The organism is Bradyrhizobium sp. ISRA464 (assembly GCF_029910095.1).
In the GTDB taxonomy this organism is placed as follows: domain Bacteria; phylum Pseudomonadota; class Alphaproteobacteria; order Rhizobiales; family Xanthobacteraceae; genus Bradyrhizobium.
Map to the genome: position 1 here is coordinate 5,016,887 of NZ_CP094526.1, position 25,514 is coordinate 5,042,400.

General features: G+C 62.4%; 23 protein-coding genes. 7 read left to right on the forward strand and 16 right to left on the reverse strand.

Features of this window, described 5'->3' with window-relative positions:
- Window positions 1-4: 4 nt before the first annotated feature.
- The 3 genes from MTX19_RS23690 to MTX19_RS23700 form a co-directional block, all read right to left on the reverse strand.
- Window positions 5-1,093: a TRAP transporter substrate-binding protein gene (locus MTX19_RS23690; RefSeq protein ID WP_280972178.1), complete on the reverse strand. Its 1,089-nt coding sequence runs from the start codon at window positions 1,091-1,093 to the stop codon at window positions 5-7.
- A gap of 183 nt (window positions 1,094-1,276) precedes the next feature.
- Window positions 1,277-2,413 carry an Mrp/NBP35 family ATP-binding protein gene (locus tag MTX19_RS23695; protein ID WP_280979540.1) on the reverse strand — a complete coding sequence of 379 codons (1,137 nt, stop codon included), beginning with the start codon at window positions 2,411-2,413 and terminating at the stop codon, window positions 1,277-1,279.
- Between the two features lie 124 nt (window positions 2,414-2,537).
- A complete protein-coding gene (locus MTX19_RS23700) occupies window positions 2,538-2,975 on the reverse strand; it encodes a VOC family protein (protein ID WP_280979541.1) in 438 nt (145 codons plus the stop codon).
- Between the two features lie 210 nt (window positions 2,976-3,185).
- Here MTX19_RS23700 and MTX19_RS23705 point away from each other — a divergent pair, with 210 nt between their 5' ends.
- The 4 genes from MTX19_RS23705 (at window position 3,186) to MTX19_RS23720 (ending at window position 6,828) form a co-directional block, all read left to right on the forward strand.
- Window positions 3,186-4,055: an NAD(P)-dependent oxidoreductase gene (locus MTX19_RS23705; RefSeq protein ID WP_280979542.1), complete on the forward strand. Its 870-nt coding sequence runs from the start codon at window positions 3,186-3,188 to the stop codon at window positions 4,053-4,055.
- Window positions 4,056-4,296: 241 nt separating this feature from the next.
- Complete coding sequence (locus MTX19_RS23710) at window positions 4,297-5,901, forward strand: HAMP domain-containing sensor histidine kinase (RefSeq protein ID WP_280979543.1); 1,605 nt, start codon at window positions 4,297-4,299, stop codon at window positions 5,899-5,901.
- Window positions 5,902-6,029: 128 nt separating this feature from the next.
- Entirely contained in the window at window positions 6,030-6,233 is a 204-nt protein-coding gene (locus MTX19_RS23715) for a DUF1289 domain-containing protein (protein ID WP_280979544.1), read from the forward strand.
- A 28-nt stretch (window positions 6,234-6,261) separates the two neighbouring features.
- Window positions 6,262-6,828 (forward strand): TIGR02281 family clan AA aspartic protease, encoded by a 567-nt coding sequence (locus MTX19_RS23720; RefSeq protein ID WP_280972184.1) that lies wholly within the window; start codon window positions 6,262-6,264, stop codon window positions 6,826-6,828.
- A 166-nt stretch (window positions 6,829-6,994) separates the two neighbouring features.
- Here the strand turns inward: MTX19_RS23720 and MTX19_RS23725 are convergent, their stop codons facing one another.
- The 8 genes from MTX19_RS23725 to dusA all read right to left on the reverse strand — a co-directional run bounded on the left by MTX19_RS23725 (window position 6,995) and on the right by dusA (window position 16,790).
- Window positions 6,995-8,392, reverse strand: a complete 1,398-nt coding sequence (locus MTX19_RS23725) for an IS1380 family transposase (protein WP_280980118.1) — start codon at window positions 8,390-8,392, stop codon at window positions 6,995-6,997.
- A 193-nt stretch (window positions 8,393-8,585) separates the two neighbouring features.
- Window positions 8,586-9,908, reverse strand: a complete 1,323-nt coding sequence (gene ltrA, locus MTX19_RS23730) for a group II intron reverse transcriptase/maturase (RefSeq protein WP_280980119.1) — start codon at window positions 9,906-9,908, stop codon at window positions 8,586-8,588.
- 894 nt (window positions 9,909-10,802) lie between these two features.
- The gene (locus MTX19_RS23735; RefSeq protein WP_280979547.1) at window positions 10,803-11,543 is read right to left on the reverse strand and encodes an ABC transporter ATP-binding protein; all 741 of its coding nucleotides are present in this window, start codon (window positions 11,541-11,543) and stop codon (window positions 10,803-10,805) included.
- Entirely contained in the window at window positions 11,540-12,283 is a 744-nt protein-coding gene (locus MTX19_RS23740; RefSeq protein ID WP_280979548.1) for an ABC transporter ATP-binding protein, read from the reverse strand. The genes MTX19_RS23735 and MTX19_RS23740 overlap by 4 nt, the downstream gene beginning before the upstream one ends.
- 2 nt (window positions 12,284-12,285) lie before the next feature.
- Entirely contained in the window at window positions 12,286-13,290 is a 1,005-nt protein-coding gene (locus tag MTX19_RS23745; RefSeq protein ID WP_280979549.1) for a branched-chain amino acid ABC transporter permease, read from the reverse strand.
- Window positions 13,287-14,156, reverse strand: coding sequence for a branched-chain amino acid ABC transporter permease (locus MTX19_RS23750; RefSeq protein ID WP_280972188.1), 870 nt, complete (start codon window positions 14,154-14,156; stop codon window positions 13,287-13,289). The genes MTX19_RS23745 and MTX19_RS23750 overlap by 4 nt, the downstream gene beginning before the upstream one ends.
- Window positions 14,157-14,196: 40 nt before the next feature.
- Entirely contained in the window at window positions 14,197-15,447 is a 1,251-nt protein-coding gene (locus MTX19_RS23755; RefSeq protein ID WP_280985490.1) for an ABC transporter substrate-binding protein, read from the reverse strand.
- A 353-nt stretch (window positions 15,448-15,800) separates the two neighbouring features.
- On the reverse strand, window positions 15,801-16,790 hold the full coding sequence (gene dusA, locus MTX19_RS23760) for a tRNA dihydrouridine(20/20a) synthase DusA (protein ID WP_280979551.1): 990 nt from the start codon (window positions 16,788-16,790) through the stop codon (window positions 15,801-15,803).
- Here dusA and MTX19_RS23765 point away from each other — a divergent pair.
- Window positions 16,789-17,028, forward strand: coding sequence for a hypothetical protein (locus MTX19_RS23765; protein ID WP_280979552.1), 240 nt, complete (start codon window positions 16,789-16,791; stop codon window positions 17,026-17,028). The genes dusA and MTX19_RS23765 overlap by 2 nt on opposite strands.
- A 768-nt stretch (window positions 17,029-17,796) precedes the next feature.
- Here MTX19_RS23765 and MTX19_RS23770 read toward each other — a convergent pair.
- On the reverse strand, window positions 17,797-18,516 hold the full coding sequence (locus MTX19_RS23770; protein WP_280979553.1) for an FAD-dependent oxidoreductase: 720 nt from the start codon (window positions 18,514-18,516) through the stop codon (window positions 17,797-17,799).
- Entirely contained in the window at window positions 18,513-18,992 is a 480-nt protein-coding gene (locus MTX19_RS23775) for a hypothetical protein (protein ID WP_280985000.1), read from the reverse strand. Before MTX19_RS23775 ends, MTX19_RS23770 begins: the two co-directional genes overlap by 4 nt.
- Between MTX19_RS23775 and MTX19_RS23780 the strand changes: the two genes are divergently transcribed.
- Window positions 18,898-19,101, forward strand: coding sequence for an ATP-binding protein (locus MTX19_RS23780; protein ID WP_280984868.1), 204 nt, complete (start codon window positions 18,898-18,900; stop codon window positions 19,099-19,101). The two genes, MTX19_RS23775 and MTX19_RS23780, sit on opposite strands and share 95 nt — an antisense overlap.
- Window positions 19,102-19,558: 457 nt before the next feature.
- Here the strand turns inward: MTX19_RS23780 and MTX19_RS23785 are convergent, their stop codons facing one another.
- The 3 genes from MTX19_RS23785 to MTX19_RS23795 form a co-directional block, all read right to left on the reverse strand.
- Window positions 19,559-20,812: a radical SAM protein gene (locus MTX19_RS23785; RefSeq protein ID WP_280985491.1), complete on the reverse strand. Its 1,254-nt coding sequence runs from the start codon at window positions 20,810-20,812 to the stop codon at window positions 19,559-19,561.
- A gap of 353 nt (window positions 20,813-21,165) precedes the next feature.
- Window positions 21,166-21,891, reverse strand: a complete 726-nt coding sequence (locus MTX19_RS23790) for an SAM-dependent chlorinase/fluorinase (protein ID WP_280979556.1) — start codon at window positions 21,889-21,891, stop codon at window positions 21,166-21,168.
- A 377-nt stretch (window positions 21,892-22,268) separates the two neighbouring features.
- Window positions 22,269-22,829 carry a hypothetical protein gene (locus MTX19_RS23795; protein ID WP_280979557.1) on the reverse strand — a complete coding sequence of 187 codons (561 nt, stop codon included), beginning with the start codon at window positions 22,827-22,829 and terminating at the stop codon, window positions 22,269-22,271.
- A gap of 614 nt (window positions 22,830-23,443) precedes the next feature.
- Between MTX19_RS23795 and MTX19_RS23800 the strand changes: the two genes are divergently transcribed.
- A complete protein-coding gene (locus MTX19_RS23800; protein WP_280985492.1) occupies window positions 23,444-25,318 on the forward strand; it encodes a caspase family protein in 1,875 nt (624 codons plus the stop codon).
- Window positions 25,319-25,514: the final 196 nt, after the last annotated feature.

A 25,514-nucleotide genomic window follows, 5' to 3' on the forward strand; every position in this document is an offset into this window, starting at 1 on the left:
CAGATCAGCCGCGGGTGCGCGAGCGGATCATGAAGCTGTCGAAGGTGTATTCGGCGACCTGCCACCACAGATACTGATCGGAACGGTAGGCCTGCATGGCCTCGATCGACTTCTTGAAGTCGGCGTTCTTGGCCGAGATTTCACCCCACAGCTCGTTGGTCGCCTTGAGGCAGGCCTCGAGCACCTCGTTAGTGAACGGACGCAGCTGCGTGCCGCCGGCAACCAGCCGCTTCAGCGCTGACGGGTTCTGCATGTCGTAGCGCGCGGCCATCCAGCTGTTGGCGTTGGCACAGGCGTTGGCCAGGATCGCCTGGTAGCCCTTGGGCAGTGCATTCCACTTCTCGAGATTGGCGAAGGCGTGGACCGTGGGACCGCCCTCCCAGAAGCCCGGATAATAGTAATACTTCGCGACCTTGGCGAAGCCGAGCTTCTCGTCGTCATACGGGCCGACCCACTCGGCGGCGTCGATGGTGCCCTTCTCAAGCGCCGGATAGATGTCGCCGCCGGCGAGCTGCTGCGGGACCACGCCGACCTTCTGGAGGACCTGGCCGGCGATACCGCCGATGCGGAATTTCAGGCCGGAAAGATCGGCAACGGTCTTGATCTCCTTGCGGAACCAGCCGCCCATCTGGGTGCCGGTATTGCCGCAGGGGAAGCCGATCACGCCAAACTTCTTGAAGAACTCGTTGCCGAGCTCCTGGCCGCCGCCCTGGTACCACCAGGAATTCTGCATGCGGGCATTGAGGCCGAACGGCACCGACGCGTAGATCGCAAAGGTCGGATCCTTGCCGACATAGTAGTAGGCGACCGTGTGCGACATCTCGACAGTGCCGTTGGAGGTCGCGTCCAGCGCTTGCAGACCGGGCGCGAGCTCGCCGGCCGCGAACACCTGGATCTGGAACTTGTTGTCGGTCATTTCGGCGACGTACTTCGAGACCTGCTCCGCGCCGCCATAGATGGTGTCAAGCGACTTCGGGAAGCTCGAGGTCATGCGCCACTTGATTTCCGGGGAGGACTGCGCGATCGCCGGCGAGGCAACGGCCGTCGCGGCAGCACCGGCCGCAGAAACTTTCAAAAAATCACGACGCTTCATCGTAAGGCATCTCCTTGAGGGACGTTTCCCAGTGACCGCAAGCCTTTCCTCCGGCGAAAGGCTGCCGGGGCGCTCTGGCGGGCCCTTTAACACGGAAGCGGCTTCACGGAAACGCGACGATGGCATGACTGCGCCGATTAAACGAAAGTCTGATGGCGCAGCAATTTCTCGGGAAATGCGGCCTCAAGCCGCGGCAATGATGCCTTGCAGCTGCTCGCGGACGTTGGCGCCGATTGCGCGGTAAATCGCCGCGTGCGGGCCGTCCGGCTCGCTCTCCACCACCGGGGTACCGGAATCGGAGGTGGTGCGGATCGCCATGTGCAAGGGGATTTCGCCGAGAAACGGCACGCCCAACCGCTCGGCCTCGTGGCGCGCGCCGCCATGGCCGAAAATGTCCGAGCGCGTGCCGCAATGCGGGCACTGGAAGTAGCTCATATTCTCGACGATGCCGAGCACGGGCACGTTGACCTTCTTGAACATGGCGAGCCCGCGCCGCGCGTCGATCAGCGAGAGGTCCTGCGGCGTCGAGATAATGATGGCGCCCTTGAGCGGAACGTTCTGCGCGAGCGTGAGCTGGGCATCGCCGGTGCCCGGCGGCATGTCGACGACGAGCACGTCGAGCGTGCCCCAGGCGACGTCGCGCAGCATCTGGGTGATCGCCGACATCACCATCGGCCCGCGCCAGATCATCGCGGTGTCCTCCTCGACCAGGAAGCCGATCGACATGATCGACAGGCCGAAGCGGCTCAGCGGAATCATCTTCTTGTCGTCGTTGAGCTGCGGCTTCTCGCGAATGCCGGTCAGCCGCGGCACCGACGGGCCGTAGATGTCGGCGTCGAGCAGCCCGACCCGCAGGCCAAGATCGCGCAGGCCGAGCGCGAGGTTGAGCGCGGTGGTCGACTTGCCGACCCCGCCCTTGCCGGAGGCAACCGCGATGACCGCGGAGATGCCGGGGATCTCGGCCTGCCGCGCCATCGGCGAGCCGGCCCCGCCCTGTGGCGGATGGCGATGCGCTGACGCGGGCGGGACACCGCCTGCGGGCCGCGACGGCGGCGCGGCTCCGGCACTCCCCGGCTTGCGCTCGGCGGTCAGCGCGATCATCGCGACGCTGACGCCGGGAATGGCGCGCACGGCGCTCTCGGCCTGCGCACGCACGCTCTCCCAGGCGCGGGCTTCCGCGGCGTCGACGTTGATCGAGAAGAACACCTTGCCGTCGGTGACCGCGATCGGCGACAGCACGTTGGCGTTGGTCAAGGCGACGCCGCGCGGCGACATCACCTTGGCAAGGCAATCGAGGACCTGTTGTTGCGTCACGCTCACCGCGCATCTCCTAGCTCAAGCGGGCATGATCTCCGCGCAAACGCGCCGCGTTTGCCGCGCCGGAAAACCACGTTTCCGGATCATGCCCAAGGATGCGACCCATAGAGCGTTGCGGCGCAAAAGGCTACCTCGCTCCGACGTCGTCCCGGCGCTCGGCGGGGGCCGCACTGGCCTCTTCCTTGGCGGCCTCGTAGTTCAGCTCGATCATGACCCCGTTGGGATCGTTCACGAAGATCTGCCAAAGATCGCCGCCCGGAACCTGGCGCGAGTCGAATTCCATGCCCTTGGATTGCAGGCGGTTCTTCATCCCGGCAAAACCCTGGCTGGCAAAAGCGACATGATGGACGACGCCTGAATCCGGCTTTTGTGCCTCATCGGTCTTCGAAATATCGACCAGATGCACCACGGCCTTGCCCTCGCTGTACATCCACGCGCCGGGGAACGCGAAGTTCGGCCGCGGGCCCTTTTCCAGGCCCAGAATGTCCTCATAGAACCGGACAGTATCGGCGAGATTCCGGGTCCGGATGTTGAAATGATCGAGCACACCTACGCTCACGCCCATGCGAGACACTCCCTTTTTTGTGAGGTTCTTTTGGTATTCCGATCCTAGCACGAAACCGGGGGAAGCCGCCAAAACGAAGCCGTTGCCCTCTGCCGCTGACGGGGTATGGTGCGGCTCCCTCCATGGAAGGAATGCCCCCTGCCCGCCCTGCGTTCCCAGCGCGGCCCTGGGGGCGAATACGAATACCAAGACAAAAACAAGGTAGCACACATGGCTAAAGTCGCTTTTCTCGGTCTCGGCGTGATGGGTTTCCCAATGGCGGGACACCTCGTGAAAAAAGGCGGCCACGAGGTCACCGTGTACAACCGGACTGCAGCGAAGGCGAAGGATTGGGCCGACAAGTTCGGCGGCAAGACCGCGCCGACGCCGAAGGCTGCCGCCGAAGGTCAGGATTTCGTGATGTGCTGCGTCGGCAATGACAACGACCTGCGCTCGGTCACGATCGGCCCCGACGGCGCATTCGCCGGCATGAAGAAGGGCGCGACCTTCGTCGACCACACCACCGCCTCCGCCGAGGTCGCCCGTGAGCTCGATGCCGCCGCCACCAAGGCCGGCTTCAAGTTCGTCGACGCGCCGGTGTCCGGCGGCCAGGCCGGCGCCGAGAACGGCGTGCTGACGGTGATGTGCGGCGGCACCGAGGCGGCCTATGCCGGCGCCGAGCCGATCATCGCGGCCTATGCCCGCATGTGCAAGCTGCTCGGGCCCGCGGGTGCCGGCCAGCTGACCAAGATGGTCAACCAGATCTGCATCGCCGGCCTGGTGCAGGGCCTGTCCGAGGGCATCCACTTCGCCAAGAAGTCGGGCCTCGACGTCGCCGCCGTGGTCGAGACCATCTCCAAGGGCGCCGCGCAATCCTGGCAGATGGAAAACCGCTACAAGACCATGAACGAGGGCAAATACGATTTCGGCTTCGCCGTCGAATGGATGCGCAAGGACCTCTCGATCTGCCTCGCCGAGGCGCGCCGCAACGGCGCCACCCTGCCCGCGACCGCGCTGATCGACCAATTCTATGCCGAGGTCGAAAAGATGGGCGGCAAGCGCTGGGATACGTCGAGCCTGCTGGCCCGGCTGCAGCGCTAAATCCCTCGCCGAATGAAAAGGCCAGGCGCGGCTTGGCCGCCCCTGGCCGTGCGGCCATCGGCCCTCTACAGACCGGCCGCACGAGGTGTCTCGCGCGCCCCATTGCGCGGAACTCCAAAGGTTAATTTAACTCCCCATTAACGTATTTCTTTAGCTCTTTAAGTCATCGCTTAATGATTTGGCGTCACTGATAGACAATGCAAAAAGCTCGCGCGGTTCGCGGGCAGGATTTGTGTTGTTTATGAGTAATCCCGCAGAAAAGCCTGAAGTTGTACAGCTTCCGGCAGGACCTCAGGTGGCGGCGGCGGTGAGCAGCCGGCGCGCCTCCGCGCAGCGGGTGCGCGAGGCGCGCGATCGGTTAACGTCGACCAGTGGAACCCGCCCCGCCTTCGACGCCGAACTGCTCAGACAATACGCCCAGACCAGGATGTCGGCATCCTACGTCGTCATGCTGCTGGTGGTTGCAACCGGCGTGCTGTTTGGCCTCTGGATGCAGCCGATCGTCGCCGGCGCATGGACCTGCGGCATGCTCTGCGTCCACGCCGCGATCATTCGCAGTTGCTCCCGCTTCCTCGCCGTGCAGCCTTCGGTCGCGGCGACCCGCAAATGGCGCACGCGCTTCGTGCTGCTCGACCTGCTCTATGGCCTGTGCTGGACCGCGATCCTGATCCATCCCGCCGGCCGCGACCTCGCCTCCAACACGCTGATGATGTTTTTGATGCTGCTGGTGATCGCGGTGTCGAGCATGCTGGCGGCGAGCCTGCCGATCGCAGCACTCGCGGCGACGATCCCGGTGACGGTGGCGATCGCGCTTGATCTGGTGCTGAGGGGCTCTTTCGACAATTACGTGCTGGCGCTGCTGGCGCTCGCCGCCGAAGGCTATTTCGCGCTTCTCGCCCACCGCCTGCATTCGACCACGCTGGCGACGCTGGAGGCGCGCGCCGAAAAGGACGCGCTGATCGGCGAACTGGAACAGGCCAAGGCGATCTCCGACGAGGCGCGGCATCGCGCGGAATCCGCCAACGTCGCCAAGTCGCGCTTCCTGGCCCAGATGAGCCACGAATTGCGCACGCCGCTCAATGCGATCCTCGGCTTCTCCGAGGTGATGAAGAGCGAGATCTTCGGCGCGCACACGGTGCCCGTCTACAAGGAATATTCCGCCGACATCCATAATTCCGGCGTGCACCTGCTCAATCTCATCAACGAGATCCTCGACCTGTCGCGCATCGAGGCCGGCCGCTACGAATTGAACGAGGAAGCCGTCGCGCTGGTGCATGTCGTCGCCGACTGCCACCATCTCCTGAAGCTGCGCGCCTCGAGCCGCGGCATCACCATCCATGAGGTGTTCGAGCACGGCATGCCGCGCATCTGGGGCGACGAGCGCGCCATCCGCCAGGTCGTGCTCAACCTGCTCTCCAACGCGATCAAGTTCACCCCGCAGGGCGGCGAGATCTGGCTGAAGGTGGGCTGGACCGCGTCGGGCGGCCAATATCTGAGCGTCAAGGACACCGGAAGCGGCATCGCCGAGGACGAGATCCCGATCGTCCTGGCCTCGTTCGGCCAGGGCTCCAACTCGATCAAGTCGGCGGAACAGGGCGCGGGCCTCGGGCTGCCGATCGCCAAGAGCCTGATCGACATGCATGGCGGCACCTTCACGCTGAAATCGAAGCTGCGCATCGGCACCGAGGTGATCGTGACCTTCCCGCCGGAGCGCGTCATGAGCGCGCTTGCACCGATGTCCGAGGACGCGCCGCCGATGCAGCCGGAGCCCGTGGAGGGTTCGGCGAGCGCCGACCGCAAGCGTGTGCGCCGTAAATCGATCATGAGTGCCGGCACTGGATTGTAGAGCATGGCCCGGAAAGGTGTGATGCGGTGCCCCGAAGATCATGCTCTGGACAAGAAGCCGAAGCGCGATGCGAACCGCTGCGCTTCAACCCGCTTGTGCAAACGGCTGAAACCGTTCAACACTGAAGAATGAGCTCAGAAACGCCGTGTATCGCAGTCTGCATGATGGACCCCAGAACCAAGCTCTGCTTCGGATGCGGCCGCACGCTTCCGGAGATCGCGCGCTGGCACAAGATGGACAGCGCGGAGCGGTTGGCGGTGATGGCGCCTTTGCCGGCACGCATGGCGGACGCGGGGCTCGAGCGGATGGAGCCGCGTCCGAAGCGCGCCTGAGCGCGCCCGGAATGCGCGGAGGCGCACAATGAGCCGTATCCTCCTCGTCATCCTGCTGCTGATGGCGACCGCCGGTGCGGTCGTCGCCTATGGCGATCCCAACCAGATCGCGCGCGCCAGGGAAAACATCTCGCAAATCCTCGGCCGAAGCAGCAGCGGCAGCCCGCCCGTTGCCCCCGCGGTGGAGATCGCGCGCAGCCAGGGCGGCGAGTTCGCGTTCCGCGCCAAGATCAACGGCGTCAGCGCTCCGATGGTGATCGACACCGGCGCGACCTCGGTCGTGCTGACCTGGGAAACGGCGAAGGCGATCGGCCTGCCCACCGAGATGCTCGAATACAACGTCGATCTCGAAACCGCGGGCGGTCACACCAAGGCGGCGCGGCTGACGCTCGATCGGCTCGCCGTTGGCAAGCTGGTCGAGAAATCGGTGCCGGCGCTGGTGGTCCAGCGCGGGCAGATGAAGACCAACCTGCTCGGAATGAGCTTCCTCGACCGGCTCGAAAGCTGGGGGGTGCGCGCCGGCAAGCTGATGCTGACCGGCTATCCCGAACTATCCGCACATGGTCATCGGCGCCCGCGTACGGCAGTCGACTAGCCCGCATTTCTCACAGGGCCGACTGATCTGACAACACCGATTTGGTGTGCCAGTATGGCCATGAAGGGTTGCTGCGCGGGAAGGCGCGGCTGGCGGGATTAGGTTGTGGGTTTCTCCGGTGGGCCAGTTGGCGATGCCGCGGTTTGGCGCGTCGCAGCTTCGCGTGTCAGGCCGGCGAGGCGCGGGCTCCGGCGGCTTTGGCCAGGCGGTGCGCGGCGATGCCCCACGGTTCGGCGGCCGGACAGGCCGAGGCCATGGCGATCTTGATGCGGCGGACGCTGATGCGCACCAGTGCGCCGATCTTCAGGAGCTTGAGGCGGATGGTGCCGCAGGTGGCGTCCGCAAAGATGGTTTCGGCAAGGCCGATGCGCCTCAGGGCACAGATCAGCACATAGGCCATCGAGGCGAACCACAACCGCAGTTGGTTGGCGCGCATGGTCGCCGCGGAAGTGCGGTCGGCGTAGAGATCGAGCTGGCACTCCTTGATGCGGTTTTCCATCTCGCCACGGGCGCAGTAAATGTCCTCGTAGAGCTGCCGCGCACCCGCCTCGGCCCGCTTGAGCGAGGTCACGACGAAGCGCGGATTGGCTTCCCCTTTTGTCCACTCCGCCTTGGCGACGACGCGGCGCCTTCGGCTCCAGGTGCCGCGCGTGCTCCACTGGAAGTCCTTGAAGCGGCGCGCCGGGCGGCCGGTCTTCTCGGCTGCAGCCCGCGCCGCGGCGAGCTCCTCTTCGATCATGGCGACCAGGCGCGTGTTGCGGGCGAGCCCGAACAGGTAATCCACGCGGTTCCGTTCGCACCACGCCATCAGCGCCTCGCGCGCAAAGCCACTGTCGGCGCGCAGCAGGATGCGCACGAACGGCCAGTGGACGCGGATTTGCCGGACAATCCGCTCGACCTCCGCGACGCTGCCCGCGCTGGCGTCAATGTCGGAGGGCCGCAGCTTGGCCGCCAACAGATGCCGGCCGCAGAACACGTACAGCGGCAGATAGCAGTAACAGTCGTAATAGCCGTGGAAGAAGCGTCCTTCCTGATGCCCGTGCAGCGGGTCGTCGGTGGCGTCGAGATCGAGGATGATCTGCGCCGGCGGTCGCTTGTGCGCCTCCAGGAATAGCGTCACCGGCAACGCCTCGATCGCCGCCGCGTCGTAGGCGATCTTGTGATAGCGCGAAGGCTCGTTTCGGCTCAGCTCCAGCCGGTTCAGCGTCGACTTGCCGGCCACCGGCGCGCAGTCCTCGCGCTTGGCCTCAAGCTTGCCCGCCAGCACCGCCATCAGCGGGTCGTGCCGCAGCTCGTCGTGATCGTTGAGATCTTCGTAGCCAAGTGCAATGCCAAAGACCCGTTGTCCGACCAACGTCCCGACCGCATGCTCGATCAAGTCCGGACGGCGATGATCGCGAAAGCAATCTGCAAAACGCCCCACCAGATCGATCGCTCGATCGGCGGCGCCCAGAAGCAGCGCTCCAGCGTCCGACGTCACCAGGCCAGCATCAAAGGCCGCTTCCACAGCCCGGCCTTCCACCACTCCAAAATCAAACCGTTCTGCGCTACACTCTGTCGGCATCGGGGCATTCCTTGAATCATCGCAAAGTCCTTCTCGCAAAAGAACTTTCGCTGATTCGCGCCCCGATGCGCCTCAACACTGGTAGAGTCGGGGAAGGGCGCGGTAGCTTGGGCCATTCGGCAACGCCCCGTTTCCCTTCCTCGCTCATCAAACCGGACGTGCGGAGCTACCGCATCCGGCTTTCCGACTGGCTTCAGTGCAAGGCCCACGGCGGCGGTCCCAAGTGGACGCGTCGGAGGTGCAAGACCCCGAGCGCGCCAAACACAGCCTCTCGCGGGAAGAGGCGGGTGCCACGCGACGGCACCTTGTGACGTCGGACCAGGAATCCGCGGACCCGTTCGTACACATGGTTATCGACGGTCCGGTACGCCGGTTTCCGAGTGCCGTAGCCGAAGTACGTGCTCCAGCCTCGCAACAAGCGATTGAGCCGGTCACGCACGTCAAGCCAGCACCCGGTGTTGCCGGGGACCAGGATATCGCTCACCTTGGCTTTGAGCCGCTGAACACTCTTCTTGGACGGGCTCGCGCCCAGATACCAATGGCCATCTTTCCGGTACCGATGCGGCCCGAAGCTATAACCAAGGAAGTCGAAGCTCTCGCGCCGGGCATCCTTCACCGAGGTTTTCGCCTCGTTGAGCGTCAGCCCGAGTTTCGTCATCACCGCTTTCGTCCACGCCAGAGCCTCGTGCGCATAGCCGCGGCTGAGGATGACGAAGTCGTCGGCGTACGAGACGATGTGGGCGCGGAAGGCTTCGCCGCGTCCGGTCAATCGCCAATGCTTCAGGAACCGGTTCATATAGATGACGGAGAGCAGCGGGCTTGCAACACCGCCTTGCGGTGTGCCGCGCTTGCTGTTCTTGCCGCCACTCATGCGCCGCTTCCCGTTGCCGTCCCGCTCCTCGACCGGCGCTTGCAGCCACAGCTTGATCAGCCACAGCACATGCCGGTCAACGATGCGTCGGGCCACCGATTTGAGGAGGTCCGAATGCGGGATCGTGTCGAAATATTTCGACAAATCGGCGTCAACCACGTCGGTATAGCCCCGGCAAATCAGCCGGTGCGTTTCCTTGATCGCATCGACCGCGCTGCGACGCGGACGATAGCCATAAGCACTGTCCTCGAAGTCCGCTTCGAATATCGGTTCCAACACGAGTTTGGCGGCAGTCTGAATGACGCGACAGCGGATCGTGGGAATGCCGAGCGCGCGCTCGCCTCCCCCGGGCTTCGGGATCATCACCCGCCGCACCGGATCGGGTCGGTACGTCTTCGAAACGAGGTCCTCGCGCAGCCCCGCTAACCATGCTTCCACGCCCGACGCCTCGATCTGCTCAAAGGTCACCCCGTCAACACCAGGCGCACCCGCATTGGCACGGGCCAGCGCGTAGGCGTGGCGCAGAATGTCCTCACGGCAGATCTTGTCGTAGAGCAAATAGAAGCGGTAGGCAGGCTCCGCCTTCGCCTTGCAATAGAGCTTTCTCTGAAGGGTCCTGATCCTTTCAGGCGTTTCGAGGCTCATCGCCAATCACCTGTTTCCTCACCGTCTTTGAAAGCACACCAGAAGTCAGGGACCTTCCCTCCGCCGGCATTACCCGGTTTCAACGGTACCGCGTCCCTGTCCGACTCCCGCTGCAGGCCGCCGCCAATTGCGACGTTGAAGACGCGACCTCCGCCCGCTGCGGGTCTCCCCCGATTACCCGCATCGCCCTTCCAGCGTGCCGAGTCCACTACCCCGGCGGATCAAACAGGTGCGCACGTCGATTGCTTCCCTATCCACACGGCCTTCCCCGTATCTCAGGCGGGTCGGCATCCGCATCTTCACTTTCGAGGCCTGCTCAGACTTCACTCATATTACGGCCCGCTGGATTGCTCGACCGCCCAAGGCGGCCTTTGTCACGAGGCTTCGAACCGGCCGGTTACCCGACCGATCCGCTCGTCAGCTACCAGATCAATCGACAACTATCTGGGTGGAATCCTCCTCCACTGGTGATGCGCGCCGTCGGGGCGCACTGAGAAATGCGGGCTAGCGCCATCGCCGCGCGCAGGACTTCACTCCGCTCTCTGCATCATGGCGAGCAACTGCGTGCTCGAGCATGCCCCGTTGACCTGCCTGCGGATGCGGGCCAGCCTTGGCAACGATTGCGATGCCGCCGGTGACCCATCCGGCACGGCGCGGTCAGCCTCAAGGCGCGCCAAGGTGCCGCTCGCGGCATAGCGGCGATCCGAGTACGGCATTTCATCCGCAAGGTCGGACCAGCAAGCCTCAGACCTGCCTTTGGTGGAAGCGATAGAGCAGGATGCCGAGCGTGATTGCGGCAATCACGTAGAACGTCACGGCATCGACGTTGGGATGTCCTTCAACGAAAATCAGCATCATTTCCCCCTGGCTCTGAAGATCACGAATGTCCCGGCATCATCGCATCGCGCCCTGATGGTCGCCTATGGCCCATTCCTTCGCGCTGGCACCGGCCATCGAGCGGACACGCTCCTCGTCGTTTGCGAGCTCGGCGGCGCTGCCGCTGTAGATGATGGCACCATCATCCAGCACATAGGCGCGATCGGCGATGGCGAGGCTGACGCGAACGTTCTGCTCGACCAGCAGCACCGAGATCCCCTCCTTGCGCATCGTCTGAATGATCTGGAAGACCTCCTTGACGATCAAAGGCGCGAGCCCCTGGCTCGGCTCGTCGAGCAACAGAAGCTTGGGATTGAGCAGCAATGCTCTCGCGATCGACAGCATCTCCTGCTCGCCACCGGAAAGCTGGCGGCCGCGATTGTCCCGCCGCTCCGCAAGGCGCGGAAACGTATTGAAGACGCGCTTGGTGTCCCAAGGGCCGGGCCGCGCGACTGGGACCCGCAAATTGTCCTCGACGGTCAGGTTGGCGAAAATCTTGCGGCCTTCCGGAACGTAACCCACGCCGAGTGCCGCCACCTGATAGGGTGACATCCGGGTCGCCTCGATCCCGAACAGCTTCACATTGCCATCACGCGGCGGGGTCAGTCCCATGATGCTGCGGAGCGTTGTCGTCTTGCCGGCACCGTTGCGGCCAAGCAGGACGACGATCTCGCCTTCGTTCACCGTCAGGCCCACATTGTGAAGGATGTGGCTCTTGCCATAGAACGTTTGCAGCCCCGCGACGGTCAGCGGCGTCATTGGCTCTCTCCAAGATAGGCTGCCTGCACGGCTTCGGAGGCTGCGATCTCGTCGGGCCTTCCCTCGGCAAGCAAGCTGCCCTGATCGAGCACCGTGATGTAATCGGCCAGGTGAAATACCACGCGCATATCGTGCTCGATCAGCACGATGGTGTAATTCCTCTCCTTGTGCAGGCGACGAATGAGGGTCGTGATCTCATACGTCTCCTGGTCACCCATGCCGGCCGTCGGTTCATCGAGCAGCAATAGGCGCGGAAGCTGCGCCAGCGCCATTGCAATCTCGGTGGTCCTTTGGTCGCCGTGAGAGAGTTCGCCCACCAGCCGGTCTGCCTTGGCACTGAGCCCCACGAGCGCCAGCATTTCGGCAGCGACGTCGTTGGCGAGCTTTGCGTCGGCCCGGTTCGGCAGCATGTGCAAGGTCTGTCGTGCCGCGACCTCTGCCGCGGTGAGCACATTCTCGTGGACGGTCAGCTCCGGAAAGACCTCCGTGATCTGAAAGGTTCGTCCCATGCCGAGGCCGACGCGCAGGTGCGCCGGCAGGCGCGTCACGTCCTTGCCTTGAAACAGTATCGATCCCTTGGTCGGGGGAAAGTAGCCGCTGATCATGTTGAAGAAGGTCGTCTTGCCCGCCCCGTTCGGGCCGATGATGGCGCGTAGCTCGCCGGTCTTGACGGACATCGACACATCTTTCACGGCGACCAGATTGCCAAAACGCTTGGTGATGTTGCGAACCTCAAGCATGCTCACACCGATTTGCGTGTGCGGCGCATGCCGAGCAGGCCGCGCGGGAAGAACAGCACGACCACCACGAAGATCGCGCCGACAAAGGACATCCAGTTCACGGTCATCGACGAAATGTAGTCCTGCAGAACCACGAACACCGTCGCGCCGACCAGCGGCCCCCAAAACGTCCGCATGCCGCCCATGACGCACATCACGACCAGATAGCCTGACAGCGAGTAGTGCAGTGCCAGGGGATCGGCAAAGTTGTTGAGAAGTGCGTACAAGGTGCCCGCAAGTGCGGTGAAGAAGCAGGAGATGGAGAACGACAGCCATATCTGTCGTTCGACGGGAATCGCCAGGAAGCGCGCACGACGCTCGTTCTCCCGGATTGCGCGCAAGGTGTGACCGAACGGAGAGCGAACCAGAAGGCCCAACAAGCCTACGGCAAGGCCGAAGACGCCGAGAAGGAAGAAATAGAAGTTATTGCCGCCGTCGGTGATGTCGAGCGTCAGCGGGCCAAATCCGATCGGCTCGCGGTGAAAATCGCGCAAGCCATCGAAGCCGCCGGTGAAGTCGTTCCAGCTATAGGCGAGATAATACCAAAGCTGCCCGAATGCGATCGTGCACATCGCAAAGTAGACGCCCCGGCGGCGCACGATCAGGAGACCGAACAGCGTCCCGGCCAATCCGCCCAGCAGCGTTCCCATCAGCATGGCAAGCGGCGTGCTGTGAGTGAGATATCGCAAGGTGAGGCCGGCGCCATAGGCGCCAAGCCCGAAATAGGCGGCGTGGCCGAAACTCAGGACGCCGGTGAAGCCCAACAGCAGGTTCAGCCCCATCGCAGCGAGCCCGAACACCAGCACGCGCCCCGCGAGCGCCGTGTAACCGCCGAGCAATGGGAGCCAGTAGGGAACCGCGATCAGGACGACCCAGACGACGGCGAGCATGACCCATTTCGGAACGGCGGGCGTCCGCCTTGCGCCGATCGCCGCGGCGGTTGCGCTCGTGCCGATGTCGGTGCTCATGCCATCATTCCTTCCTCGCCCATCAGACCTCGCGGGCGAACAAGAAGCACAATCATCATGATGGCATAGATCACGGCCTCACTCGCCGAAGGAAAGAACACAGTGGTGAGCGCCGCCGCCACCCCGATCAGCAGTCCACCGAACAGCGTGCCGATCAGGCTGCCGACGCCGCCGACAATGATCGCTATGAAACTCGGCATCAGCAGATCGTCGCCCATATTCGGATTGAGGCCGATCTGCCCGGCGGCAAGCACCCCGCTCAATCCAGCCAGCAGGCAGCCAAGCGCGAAATTGAATGTCCGCAACAGGCTGATATTCACACCCAGCGACGCCACCGTCTCGAGGTCGAGCGTGCCCGCCCGGATGCGTATGCCGACTTGTGTGTAACGCAGGAACGCGAACAATCCGAGCACCGCAATGATCACGACGGTGACCATGAAGACGCGGTACCAGGTGATGAAGAACAGCGTCGGGCTGATTGGCTGCGACAGGAACTCCGGCAATCCGAGCGGCAGTCCGTTGGGCCCCCAGATATAGCGGGCGGCATCCTGCATCACGAAGGCGAAGCCGAACGTCAGCAACAGACTGTAGACCGGATCCCGGTTATAGACGCGCCGGATCATCAACCGCTCGACCGCGAGCCCGATCAGCGCAGTAATGAAGGGCGAGACCAGCAACGCGCCCCAGTAACCCAGCGCCGGCGACAAGGTGAAAGCAAGGTAGCCGCCGAGCGCCAGGAAGTTGCCGTGAGCGAAGTTGATGACGTTGCTGAGATTGAGGATCAGGGACAAGCCCAGCGCCATCAGCACGTAGAATGCGCCGATGATGAGTCCATTGGTGACGTTGAAGAGTATGACCTGGATCATCCCGCCCTCGGCCCTGGTGATCGTTCAGCCGGTGATTGAATCAGGCCGGCGCCACCATCTTGCAGCCGGTGTCCGCTACCGAGCCCGCAGCCTCATCGCCCGGGACGAGCGCCGAGACCGTGAACAGGTCATCTGGTTCGGATTTGGACGGATGAACCTCGCCGACGAAGATGTTCGGCATCAGTTCATGATCTCCCGCGCGGTAGCGCACCTTTCCCGGTTGCAACGCGACGTCCGGCGGCAGCTCGAGGTCCTCCAGCGCCTTCGCCATCTTCGGACCTTCAAGGGACTTCGCCTTGTCTGCCGCAAGCCGGACCGTGTGCATCGCCACGTAGCCGAACCAGTCGCGCGCTGTGGGCGTCTTCTTCGTGGCAGCGCGGAAGTCGCTCACAAACTTGACGACCTCGGGCACCTTGGGCTGGTTCCACCACCACTCCATGACCCACCAGCCGGTCTGAGCGTCGGGCGGACATCCCTTGACGCTTTCCAGCTCGAACAGCGCTCCGCCAAGGGCCATTTCCTTCTGCATTCCGAACTGCGTGAATTGCTTCATGCAATTGATCTGCGTCAGGCCGCCCATGTTGTTGAGCAGAACGTTCGGCTTGTAGGCCTTCGCCTTGATCAAGGTCGCGGAGAAATCGGTATTGTTGATCGGGAGCATATCGCCCTCGAATGTCCCGCCGGCCTTCTTCAGCGCCTTGATGAAGGCGTCCTGCAGGGTGTGACCGTAAGCGTAGTCCGGCGTGATGAAGAACCACTTCTTGCCGAACTTCTTCACCAATTCCGGCGTGACCGCATTGGCGTCCATCGTCGTGGTGTTGCAGATGCGGAAGACGTTCCATTTGCAGCTCGTTCCGGTGATCGGATCGGTGTGACCGCCTGGAACGATGTGAAAGATCTTCTTCTCGTTGGTGACCTGCGACATCGCATAGGCGATGCCGGAATTCACGTCGCCAAGGATGACTGCGACATTGTCGCGATCGATCAGCTTTCGGGTCTTTTGTACCCCGGTGCCGACATCGTTCGCGGAATCTTCGACGAGGAGCTGGACCTGGCGGCCGAGAATACCGCCCTTCTTGTTGATTTCGGCTTCGGCGTACCGGGCGCCGTCGACCTCACTCTGTGCCAGCGCAGAAAGCACGCCGGTCAGTGGATTGACCATTCCGATCTTGACCGGCTCGTCCGCGAGCGACTTGACTATGAAGGGCGCGCCGATCACCTGGCTGCCGGCCAGCGCGAATCCGGACTTGATGAGCGTGCGACGATTGATCGACAACCGAATCGTAGCCATTCCAGACCTCCCTGTTTTGTAGTTTTTCGCGGACGTTTATTTCATGAAGACAAAGTCACTCCGGCTGCCCAAATGATCGCGAAGAGATCACGGTCTCAGAGATCACGGGCGATTTGACATCGCTGTTTGGAATTGGGCTCGCCAGCCGGCTCTCTATGCTTCCCGCATCGCAGGATGCGGCTGCCGCGGCGCTCCGATGTGGCAGATTGCCTCACTCCTCCTGCGGCACAAATCCGCAATTCGTCTAACCGCGATGCAACCAATCGAGGGCGACGAGATGAGCCATGCGATCGCCCGGATCGTCGCCACCTCGGGCGAAAGGTAAGGACAGGTGTTGCCGGGCCGGCGTCCGTTCAGGCGGCGATCGACGCCGGCGCGCGGTCGTCGACCAGCGCGATCGCATCGCGCAGCACATCGGCGCCGGCACCCGGCTTGACGCCGTTCTCCGCCAGATGGCGGCGGAACGCCCGCGCCCCGGGGACACTATGGAAGGCGCCAACGAAGTGCCGCGTGATCGAATGCAGCCGGGTCCCCAGCGCGAGCTGCACCTCGATATAGGGCATCATGGCCGCGAACACGTCTTTCATCGTCGCATGTGGCGACGCCTCGCCGAACAGTTCGGAATCGACGGCGAGCAGCCGCCACGGTTCCTGATAGGCCGCGCGCCCGAGCATCACGCCATCGACATGCGCAAGATGCTGCCGTGCCTCGGCAAGGCTCGCGATGCCGCCATTGATGATGATGGGCACGCCGGGCAGCGCCGCCTTCAGGCGATAGACGCGATCGTAGTCGAGCGGCGGGATATCGCGGTTCTCCTTCGGCGATAATCCGTTCAGCCAGGCCTTTCGGGCGTGCACGATGAGCATATCCGCCCTCGCCGCAATCACCCCGCGCGCCAGCACATCGAGCGCGACTTCCGGATCCTGATCGTCGATGCCGATCCGGCATTTCACCGTGACTGGAATGCTCACCGCGCGCTTCATGGCAGCGACACCGTCGGCGACCAGCGCGGGTTCGGCCATCAGGCAGGCGCCGAACCGCCCCTCCTTCACGCGGTCGGAGGGGCAGCCGACATTGAGGTTGATCTCGTCGTAACCGAAATCCTCGCCGATCCTGGCGGCCGTCGCGAGATCGCGCGGATCGGAGCCGCCAAGCTGCAGCGCCACGGGATGTTCGCTCGCATCATGTCCGAGCAGCCGCCCCCGATCGCCGTGGATCACCGCGCCGGTCGTCAACATCTCCGTATAGAGCCGCGCCCGCCGCGACATCAGCCGATGGAAGACGCGGCAGTGCCGGTCAGTCCAATCCATCATGGGTGCGACGCTAAATCGATGCGCTAACATGTTGATGTTATTTCGCTTTATCATCTTGTCTGGTTTAGCTGATTTTTGGGCCGACCGAAGTTTCAAGCTGACAGTTGAGGCATTTTCCTTTGATTTCAAGTGCTTATTTGGAAGGCTTCTCAGCCCTCGAAAAGCAGTGCCCCTGCTCGGTACGGCGTTGCAGTATTTGATGAGCTCCCGCATTACCGCCCTGGTTCGTGCCTTCCCACCGATCCCGTTTGCTTCGGCCACAAAGTAATGTGCCGGGGGTGAGTATCTTTGGCGGATAGGGCGGTGACCAACCAGAAGAACGCAGCGGTGATGGCTGTTGAGCGTGTAGCTGGCGAACATCGCGTTCAGTCCGGTCCGGCCGCGTCCGCCTCGAGGCAGACAGCGAACTATCGAATGGTCTCGGCCTTGGGCCCAGAGCGCCGCTAATTGGGCGCTCCCTCGGCACCAAGCGCCCCCGAAACACGCGGCGCTCAACGAACCGATAACGCCTCTCCGCCGCCGAACCGGGACGGATCATTGTAGCCAGGGGTGTCTCCGTAGTGGATCAGCGGCCGCAGCCGTCCGCCTGTCCAACCGGGAACGGCGGCAAAGCTTGAGGCCACGTCACGACGAATGAAGACGTGTTGGCGCGATGCAGCTTCGGCGGAAGAACTTGGGGCGACCAATAGCCCCAGAGCAAGAACAGAGCGCATCGCATTTGCTCCAATACGCCGACAGGCTAACGGTTTCAGTTTAGCGATGTTGCAAGATGCTTTCGTGTGGATCGTCTCTTTGCATGATTGGGATTGATTTCGACTGAGGAGCGCCAAGTGCGTTCGTGACAGCCGTTACGCACGCTCAGCGCCGCTGATTACGCAGATTTTCTCCGGTCACAATAGTGTGCATGTGGGCGCCGAATATCTCGCGGCTCGGCCGTGTCTAATAGCTCGCGACCGCGTCAAGATCAGTTCGCGCCGTGACACCTGCGAGCAGAGGTCCCAAGCCTTCGGCCACGGTGAGGTGTGCAATGACGGCATCACGCAGTTTCGCATGGGGCAATTCGGCAAGCATGGCCGTCTGTATCACAGCCATCACTTCGCCTGCCTCGGACCCGATCATCGTGAATCCCAGAATTCGATCGGTGTTCGCCGACAACCACCTTCATAAACCCGCCCGTTTCGTCGGTCGCCTGCGTTCGCAACACATTTCGCATCGGCAACTTTGCGACCCGCACGGCGATGTCCTGCCTCCGCGCCTCACTTTCGGAAAGACCCACACGTGCGAGCGGCGGATCCGTGAACATCACATGCGGAACGAGCCGGTCAACGGTCCTACGGTTGCCGCCCGCCATGTTGTCGCGAACAATCCTGAAGTCATCGACCGAAACGTGTGTGAATTGTGGGCTGCCTGGACATTCGCCGATCGCCCAGACGCCAGCAGCGGTGCTCTCACGCCGCTCATTGACTCGGATGAAGCCGCGCGAGTCCAATGCGATGCGGGCTTTTTCCAAGCCGATGTCCGCCATGTTCGGGATCCGACCGGCCGCAACGAGCAGATGACTGCCCCCGATCGTCCGCTCCCCGGCATCGGTCCGCACCGAGACTCTTACGGCGTCGCCAGATAGCCCGTGAATGCCAAGGGGTCTCGCATTCACCAGAATTTCCATGCCTTCGCCGCTCAGGAGCCGTCTGATTTCTTCTGCCACATCCGCATCCTCGCGTCCCATGATCTGCAAGCCCGGTTCGATAACCGTCACGCGGCTACCGAAGCGCAGATATGCCTGCGCCAGCTCGACGCCGGTGTAACCGCCGCCAGCACGATCAGGTGTGGCGGCACCTCGTCCAACTCCAACGCCTCGATGTGGGTAAGCGGGCGCGCGTCCCGCAATCCGGGAATATCAGGAATGGCGGCATGCGAACCGACATTGACGACAACCTCCTTGCCGTCGAGCAATCGCATGCCACCGTCGTTCAGTGAAACCTCGATGGTTCTGGGAGCGACGAAGCGTCCATTGCCCATAACAAGGTCGGCGCCGCTCTCCTTGTAGGCCTGCAGATGGAAGGTGATCTCACGATCGATCATGTCCTGCTTACGAGCGCGAACCCTGAGCATATCGGTCCTGACATCATCCACCAGCGTGCCGCCCGCGAATCTCGACCGAATCTTTGAGCCTTTCCATTCGACGAAATCAGGCGGTTTGGGGATTGGACTGTCGATATGCCGATCGATCATTGAGACACATGGCGGTCGATTGTGGGCCACGCCCAACGAACCTCATGGCGCCGTTTTCCAGTTCACGTTGCCCGCGCATGACGGAGGATCGAGCTGCCAACGCTCGTGACCGAGAGATCCGGCCAACGTCGACAAATGCCGCGAGATTGGATGCCCCGGTTCTGGCCGGATTGAACAAATCGGAGCAATTCCAATAAAGCCTTGTCCCTCAAAGGTGGCCATGCTGCGTCCCTAAAGGAACGAGGCTTCTCTTGAATCGCGGGAGAGATGCAAGTGAAAGCGGTGAAGATTGTCGTCCTGCCCGGGATCTGTACCTTATTTGCGTGGACCACCCAATCGATCATGGCCGTCGAACAATTTCATCACGACAAGCGAGAGAGGGCCGCCCCCGGACAAGCTCCGACATCCAAACGTTCCCATCACGACTCTCCTCCCTGAAATTTTCAGGCTCCCGCGGGCCTTCGCCTTTATAATATCCCGCTAAGGGACAGAAAGCCCTGCCCAATTTCAATTGTCGTCTCGGCTGGCCGTGCCCCGCATCGCTCATTTGAAGGTGGATGAGGGGATCACATACCAAGGGCATTGTGGCGCTCGAACGTCGTGGTCTCGAATTGGAGGCCCAACTCGCGAGCGCGGCGCCACGAACCCTCCAGCTCCGCGTGCGTCGGTCGGCGGGCGATTTCCGCATATCTGTCCCGGTACTTGGCACTCGCGGGATCACAGAAATTGTCGGGATGGAACTGCTCCATCACGTTCACGGGCACTGCGGGCACGCGCGCGGCAATCCATTCCAGCACCGGATAAGTGCAACACTCGACGTGATTGGGCATCACCAGATGGCGGATGGAAAATTCCTCCCCCCACTCGTCAAGCAGCGCAATGTTGCGCGTCACCGTCTCCCAGTACCATGGCGTCTTCGCCAGCGTCATCGCGCAACGGCCGGGACCGAATTTGAAATCAGGGAGCCAAACGTCGGTCAGGATGCGCAGTATCTTCATGCTCTCGAGCGTCATGAAGAAGTTGCTGTTCCACAGCATCGGTGAGTTGAACCTCCCGTCATAGATAGCGGCACCGGGCATCTCGTCGAACGAGAGGAAACGGTCAGCCTTCGTTTTGCGAGCGTGGGCCAGCTCGCCTTGCGTCGGCGCGTAGTTGCGCCCCAATAGCGCGATGGCGTGGACGATGGAATGCAGATGGATAACGACCTCGCCGCCTACCCAATTGATATTGTGGCAACCTTCGCGGCGCAGCGTCCACGCCATCGCCGCGAGAGTGCGCGGGTTCGTCTCGACGCCGTTGTCTTTATCGGTGCTGATGTCGCCGTTCTGGCAGAAAGCGCAGCGCATGTTGCACGAGGTGAAGAAGATCGTGCCCGAGCCTTGCGTGCCGCGATAGAACAGCTCCTCGCCGGTATGATGGAAATGCGAGCTGACCCGCGAGCCGGCGGCGAGCTTGCAGGCGCCAAACTTGGTCCCTGCCACGCGATCGATACGGCAATCCCACGGACAGAAATTGCAGTGGGTGAGCATGCGGTAGGCGAGCTCGCGGCACAGCTCCAGCAGGCTTGGGCCATCCGCCGCCGACAGCAACGGCGCGCCCGCCCTGATCGCCTGCCAGCGCGCGAGAAAAATCGGCGTCAGCTCATCGAGCTCGGCCCACAGGGCATCTTCGCTGCTTGCTGCAGGATCGAGCTGCGTGGCAATCGTGGCGGCAATACGGAACTTGGCCGGGCGACGGTTTTCCGCAACGTCAAAGTACCACGACAGCGCGCCGCGGATCGCCGGATCATCCCAAACTCTCAGCTGGGCCAAGTCGCTCATGTGCGGCCTCGTCACCGCCCCATCAACCACGAAGGCACGGGGGTGCTCCCTGCCTTGTGACTGGAACTATGCATCGCTTTATTCGGGGCAAGCCGCCCCTCCGGATGTGTCCAACGATCACGATCTCGCTGCGGCTGGCATCGAAGGACCTATTCCAGGCGCATCGGTCGCGCTCACCGCACCCGGTACTTGCTCGCATAGTGCTTGCCAAGAACCTTGCGGATCTGTTCTGTAAGACGCCCAGTTGCCCGGAGCTTGTCACGGCGCCGTTGCAGCTTCTGCCGATCCGTGGCCGTGCTCCGTTTGGTTGATTTGCCCATTGCAGTTCAACCTGTAACCGGGCCGCTCATCATTCAAGAGATGATCTCGACGGGGGTACCGACCGTAAGACCGAGGTCGCGGTCTGCCCGTCCTAGATTGACGGCAATTTCGGCGAGCCCGTTCGAATTCTCATACCAGAAGGCTACACCTGGCGGTAGATCGCCGAAAGTCCTCGCGCGTTCCAACACCCGATCGGCCGCGGCAAGCCTTGCGTCGGATGGCAAGGTGACCGCCCTCACGCCGGTCATTGCGTTGCCGAAATGATCAACGTACACGATCTCGCACAGGTCGTCCGGCCAGTCTGCGCGGCGATCTACATCCGGGTATGGCCGCCCGGGAGGCGGCTCCCCACGCGCCAGCATGGCCGCGACCGGAGCGAAGAGGTCGCGCCCGTGAAAGCTCGCCGAGAGGCGCTCCGGTTTCCAGTCGATGTGCCAGCTGCGGACCTCTCCGGCACGGCGCTGGACCAGTTCGAACAGACCGTTGCCCGGGCCAACATACCAGCGGCCGTCTGCCTCGAGAATAATGGGCGGGCGCGCTCCGCCGACGCCGGGATCGACGACGCAAAGAAAGACGGTGCCCGCCGGAAACCATGCGGCATAGACTGCCAATAGATAGGCCGATGCCTTGGAGTTGCCAACCGGCGCGTCAGCGAACAGGTCGACAATGGATGTGCCCGGCACCATCTGGTGCAGCACCGCCTTCATCTGACCCGCATACGGGCCGTGCAACCCAAAGTCTGTGAACAGCACAATCATTTTGCCAGCTTGCCTCCGTGGTAGCCCGCTGCGCCCAGAAAACTCCCGCGCAGGACGGCTTGCAGATGGTATCACGCCAGCCGCCACGAAGCCCGAGAGAAGCGGGGGAATACCGAAACGCGCAGCGTTCGATTACCAACAACTGCTTTCTGACGCTGCAGCGCAGTGCCTTTTCAACCAACATTAAGGAGCGGCAGGCTTCCGTCGGCTGGGTTGCTCTACAACAATATGCGTCAGAATTGAGCGGAAATCGGATTTCCGATTTTCGGCGCGTACGTTACGCACACGAGGGCGTGTGCCGGCGCGCACAACTTGCATCAGAGATGCTTTCGACATTCAGGCTGGCGAGATCGGCATCAGTCGCACCCAAGCGACCGTCAGCCGCCAAATCGCTTGACCAGTTTTGAATCCTTAGCTGTCGCAATTTGCTGCTTGGTCAGGTCGCTGCCCACGCTCAAGCCTTTCGTCATGAGGTTGCTGCGCAATGCCGCCGCCTGCCGCTCGTTAGCGTAGTCTATGTCGACGTGATCAACACTCATGAGATGACCGAGTTCATGGGCCCAGGCGCGTCCATTGGCGAAGTCATCGCCATACCACTGGACAAAGCTGGCCGGCTCTGGATCGCTGTGAAGGTACGAGCCCCCGCCTGCTGGAAGATTTTGAATGGGATTGACCAGATAAATATGGACCGCATTGTCGGGATCATGGCGGAGGCTGAGGACACCCAGCATCCGCCTATCATCGTTGCGGGCGCTCTTGGCCATGTCGAGCGGCTTGTCTATCAGGCAATCGTTGATCACGAACGCAATCTTGGCCTTTGACCAGATCGTATTGACCACATCCAGTGCCCTTTTGGCCGCATCGCAACTCCATTTTCCGGGCTCCAGAACACCTTTCTCAGAAAACGGCGTGATGTAAATTTTCAGCGGAATGGACATGAGGTTCTCCAAAATTGGATTTCGACTTATCTCCATGCGTTCCGAGCAAATGGTGTTGGATAACGATCTGCAGATCAAGCTGCGGTGATCTGCTTGCTTCGGCGTGCCGCACTGACCCCACGTTTCGAATGCGAGCAGACGCGATGTGAATTTCGTTGGCGCATTGGGCCGGCCCCCAATCACTAGCATGGGAACCTTCGAGCGGTTCTTTTCGATCTGTCCGCGCTAGGCCTCTCGTGTGGTGGTTCCCGCCGCTTCATCCCGCCGCTTCACATGTCGCTCGCCGAAACGTGCTTTTCGAGCGGCGCGCGCACTGCGTTGCGGCAGGCTCGATCGAAAGCTGGAACCCGCAACTATATCAACACCTTACGCTGCAACTGATGGCCGCCAGGCGCGACGACCCCTCGTTCGAGCCCGTTGGCCCGCCACAATCTTCGCCGCGGGCTTGAACGTGTTCACTCCGTAGAACGACAACATGAGGAATGGATCGGGCTCGAAATTGTCGCGGTACGCGGACAGGTGGCCGCCGGTAGCCTGCGAATTAGTTCACTGAGCATTTTCTGTGGCCATCTTCGCGACGCTGCCATTCTTCGGCAGATGCAGGACGTTTCGCCATGAAATTGTACAGGCACCTCCGCGTTTGTCTTGTTCTTGCTGCGTCGCTGTTCCTGGCCTCTCAGCCAGCTTGGGCGACCAAGCGCGTGGCCTTGGTGATCGGCAATTCCAGCTATCAGAACGTCCCACTGCTTCCAAACCCGGCCAACGATGCTGCCGCCATCGCCGCAACCTTGAAAGGCGCCGGCTTTGACGTGGTTGACTCGAGGCTCAATCTCGCCGCCAGCGACATGCGGCGGGCACTGAGAGATTTTGCCGATCAAGCGCGGGATGCCGACATTGCCCTGGTTTACTATGCAGGTCACGGCATCGAGATCGACGGGACGAACTATCTGATCCCGACAGACGCGAAACTTGAACGCGACACCGATATCTATGACGAGGCGTTCTCGCTCGACCGTGTCTTGCTGGCGATCGAGCCTGCGCGGCAGCTGCGTGTTGTGATCGTGGACGCGTGCCGCAACAATCCTTTTGCCGACACGATGAAACGAACGGTTGCCTCGAGATCAATCAGCCGCGGGCTGGCCAGGGTCGAACCCACTGTGTCCAACACACTGATCGCATTCGCGGCGAAGGCCGGATTAACGGCACTCGATGGCAACAGCAAGAATAGTCCTTACGCGATGGCTCTCGTGAAATATATCGCAAAGCCGGGACTCGACTTGCGCAGGGCTTTCGGCTTCGTCCGCGACGATGTCTTACAAGCCACGGGCAACCGACAGGAGCCCTATGTCTACGGCTCGCTGGGCGGCGAGGACGTTGCGCTGGTTCCTGCGCCCAAGGCAGAGGAGCCGACGCAAGCGGCCAACCCCCAGTCGGAGATTCGTCGTGATTACGAGTTGGCCTTGCAGCTGCGCAACAAGGCCGCTTTGAACGCATTCCTGACCCAGCATCCGGACGGATACTACGCTGATCTGGCCAAGCTGCAGCTTAACCAACTCGACGCCGAGGATGCACGCGTCGCAGCGACCGAGAAAGCGCGGCAGGCCGAACAGCAGCAAGCGCGGCTGACGTCCCAGGGCGCCCAGCGCGCCGACCAGGAGAAGGCGGCTGCGGAGCTCAAGGCGGCGGAAGACGCCCGCATTGCCGCCGAAAAGGCAAAGCAGGCGGCGCAGGAACAGGCGGCCGAGGCCGAACGGAAGCGAACTGCATCCGAAACCGCAATAGCGGCTGCGCTCTCCGGGAATAAGCCGGCTGTTGAGAATACCGTCGCGGGCAATCCTGAGGGTGTCGCGCCCGTCCAGGCTGACAATGCCCCCAAGGTCGCCGCGCTGAGCCAGGAGCCGCGCCAGACCGATATTGCCAAGACCGATATCGACAAGACCGATATCGCCAAGTCCGTACAGAGCGAACTCAGTCGCGTCGGCTGTTTCACCGGTGCCATCGACGGCCAATGGAATGCGGCTTCGCAGCGCTCGTTGGCCCTCTTCAACCGGCACGCGGGAACCAAGTTTGACGCCAAGCTTGCAAGTCTTGATGCGCTTGACGCAATCAAGCTCAAGCCGTCGCGGGTCTGTCCTCTGATCTGTGATCATGGCTACAAGGCTGACGGCGACCAGTGCAGGAAGATCACCTGTGCCGAGGGCTCGTTCCTCAACGACGACAATGAATGCGAGAAGCGGCGCGGGAAGAAGCCGGTTGCAAAGCGAAATACGGACGAGCGTCCGTCACGTGCGGATCGTCCGGCCCGCGAAAGGCCACAGCCGACAGTGGACGTTCCGCGGCGACAAGCGACTGCGAGATCCGGCGGCAGCAGCGGTCAGATCGTTTGTGATCAATATCTGTGCCGACAGGTCAGGAGCGGCTGTCACCTCGAGTACCGTGGCGGCGGCGGTCCCGGCGGCAACACCGGTAATGTCGAGGTCTGCCACTAGAGCACGGCGCGGAGCCGCCACGGCATCATCCGGAGCCATCGGATCGCGCGGAGTTGGTATCGAGAAATGGCCAACGGCCGAGCACGACTGACGTGGCCGAAGCGGAGCAACCTGCGTGGTGGCATGTGAGCTTGAGCAGAAGGACGTCAACGCCTTTCCGGGAGTGACGCTCTTCACGAAGCGCCAGGCGCCCGGC

What these genes read in the sequence shown, in the direction of transcription:
- MTX19_RS23690 (WP_280972178.1), bottom strand. Translation starts at nt 1,093, where the DNA reads ATGAAGCGTCGTGATTTTTTGAAAGTTTCTGCGGCCGGTGCTGCCGCG.
- MTX19_RS23700 (WP_280979541.1), bottom strand. Translation starts at nt 2,975, where the DNA reads ATGGGCGTGAGCGTAGGTGTGCTCGATCATTTCAACATCCGGACCCGG.
- MTX19_RS23705 (WP_280979542.1), top strand. Translation starts at nt 3,186, where the DNA reads ATGGCTAAAGTCGCTTTTCTCGGTCTCGGCGTGATGGGTTTCCCAATG.
- MTX19_RS23710 (WP_280979543.1), top strand. Translation starts at nt 4,297, where the DNA reads ATGAGTAATCCCGCAGAAAAGCCTGAAGTTGTACAGCTTCCGGCAGGA.
- MTX19_RS23715 (WP_280979544.1), top strand. Translation starts at nt 6,030, where the DNA reads ATGAGCTCAGAAACGCCGTGTATCGCAGTCTGCATGATGGACCCCAGA.
- MTX19_RS23720 (WP_280972184.1), top strand. Translation starts at nt 6,262, where the DNA reads ATGAGCCGTATCCTCCTCGTCATCCTGCTGCTGATGGCGACCGCCGGT.
- MTX19_RS23725 (WP_280980118.1), bottom strand. Translation starts at nt 8,392, where the DNA reads ATGCCGACAGAGTGTAGCGCAGAACGGTTTGATTTTGGAGTGGTGGAA.
- ltrA (WP_280980119.1), bottom strand. Translation starts at nt 9,908, where the DNA reads ATGAGCCTCGAAACGCCTGAAAGGATCAGGACCCTTCAGAGAAAGCTC.
- MTX19_RS23735 (WP_280979547.1), bottom strand. Translation starts at nt 11,543, where the DNA reads ATGACGCCGCTGACCGTCGCGGGGCTGCAAACGTTCTATGGCAAGAGC.
- MTX19_RS23740 (WP_280979548.1), bottom strand. Translation starts at nt 12,283, where the DNA reads ATGCTTGAGGTTCGCAACATCACCAAGCGTTTTGGCAATCTGGTCGCC.
- MTX19_RS23745 (WP_280979549.1), bottom strand. Translation starts at nt 13,290, where the DNA reads ATGAGCACCGACATCGGCACGAGCGCAACCGCCGCGGCGATCGGCGCA.
- MTX19_RS23750 (WP_280972188.1), bottom strand. Translation starts at nt 14,156, where the DNA reads ATGATCCAGGTCATACTCTTCAACGTCACCAATGGACTCATCATCGGC.
- MTX19_RS23755 (WP_280985490.1), bottom strand. Translation starts at nt 15,447, where the DNA reads ATGGCTACGATTCGGTTGTCGATCAATCGTCGCACGCTCATCAAGTCC.
- MTX19_RS23765 (WP_280979552.1), top strand. Translation starts at nt 16,789, where the DNA reads ATGTTGATGTTATTTCGCTTTATCATCTTGTCTGGTTTAGCTGATTTT.
- dusA (WP_280979551.1), bottom strand. Translation starts at nt 16,790, where the DNA reads ATGTTAGCGCATCGATTTAGCGTCGCACCCATGATGGATTGGACTGAC.
- MTX19_RS23775 (WP_280985000.1), bottom strand. Translation starts at nt 18,992, where the DNA reads ATGATCGATCGGCATATCGACAGTCCAATCCCCAAACCGCCTGATTTC.
- MTX19_RS23785 (WP_280985491.1), bottom strand. Translation starts at nt 20,812, where the DNA reads ATGAGCGACTTGGCCCAGCTGAGAGTTTGGGATGATCCGGCGATCCGC.
- MTX19_RS23790 (WP_280979556.1), bottom strand. Translation starts at nt 21,891, where the DNA reads ATGATTGTGCTGTTCACAGACTTTGGGTTGCACGGCCCGTATGCGGGT.
- MTX19_RS23795 (WP_280979557.1), bottom strand. Translation starts at nt 22,829, where the DNA reads ATGTCCATTCCGCTGAAAATTTACATCACGCCGTTTTCTGAGAAAGGT.
- MTX19_RS23800 (WP_280985492.1), top strand. Translation starts at nt 23,444, where the DNA reads ATGAAATTGTACAGGCACCTCCGCGTTTGTCTTGTTCTTGCTGCGTCG.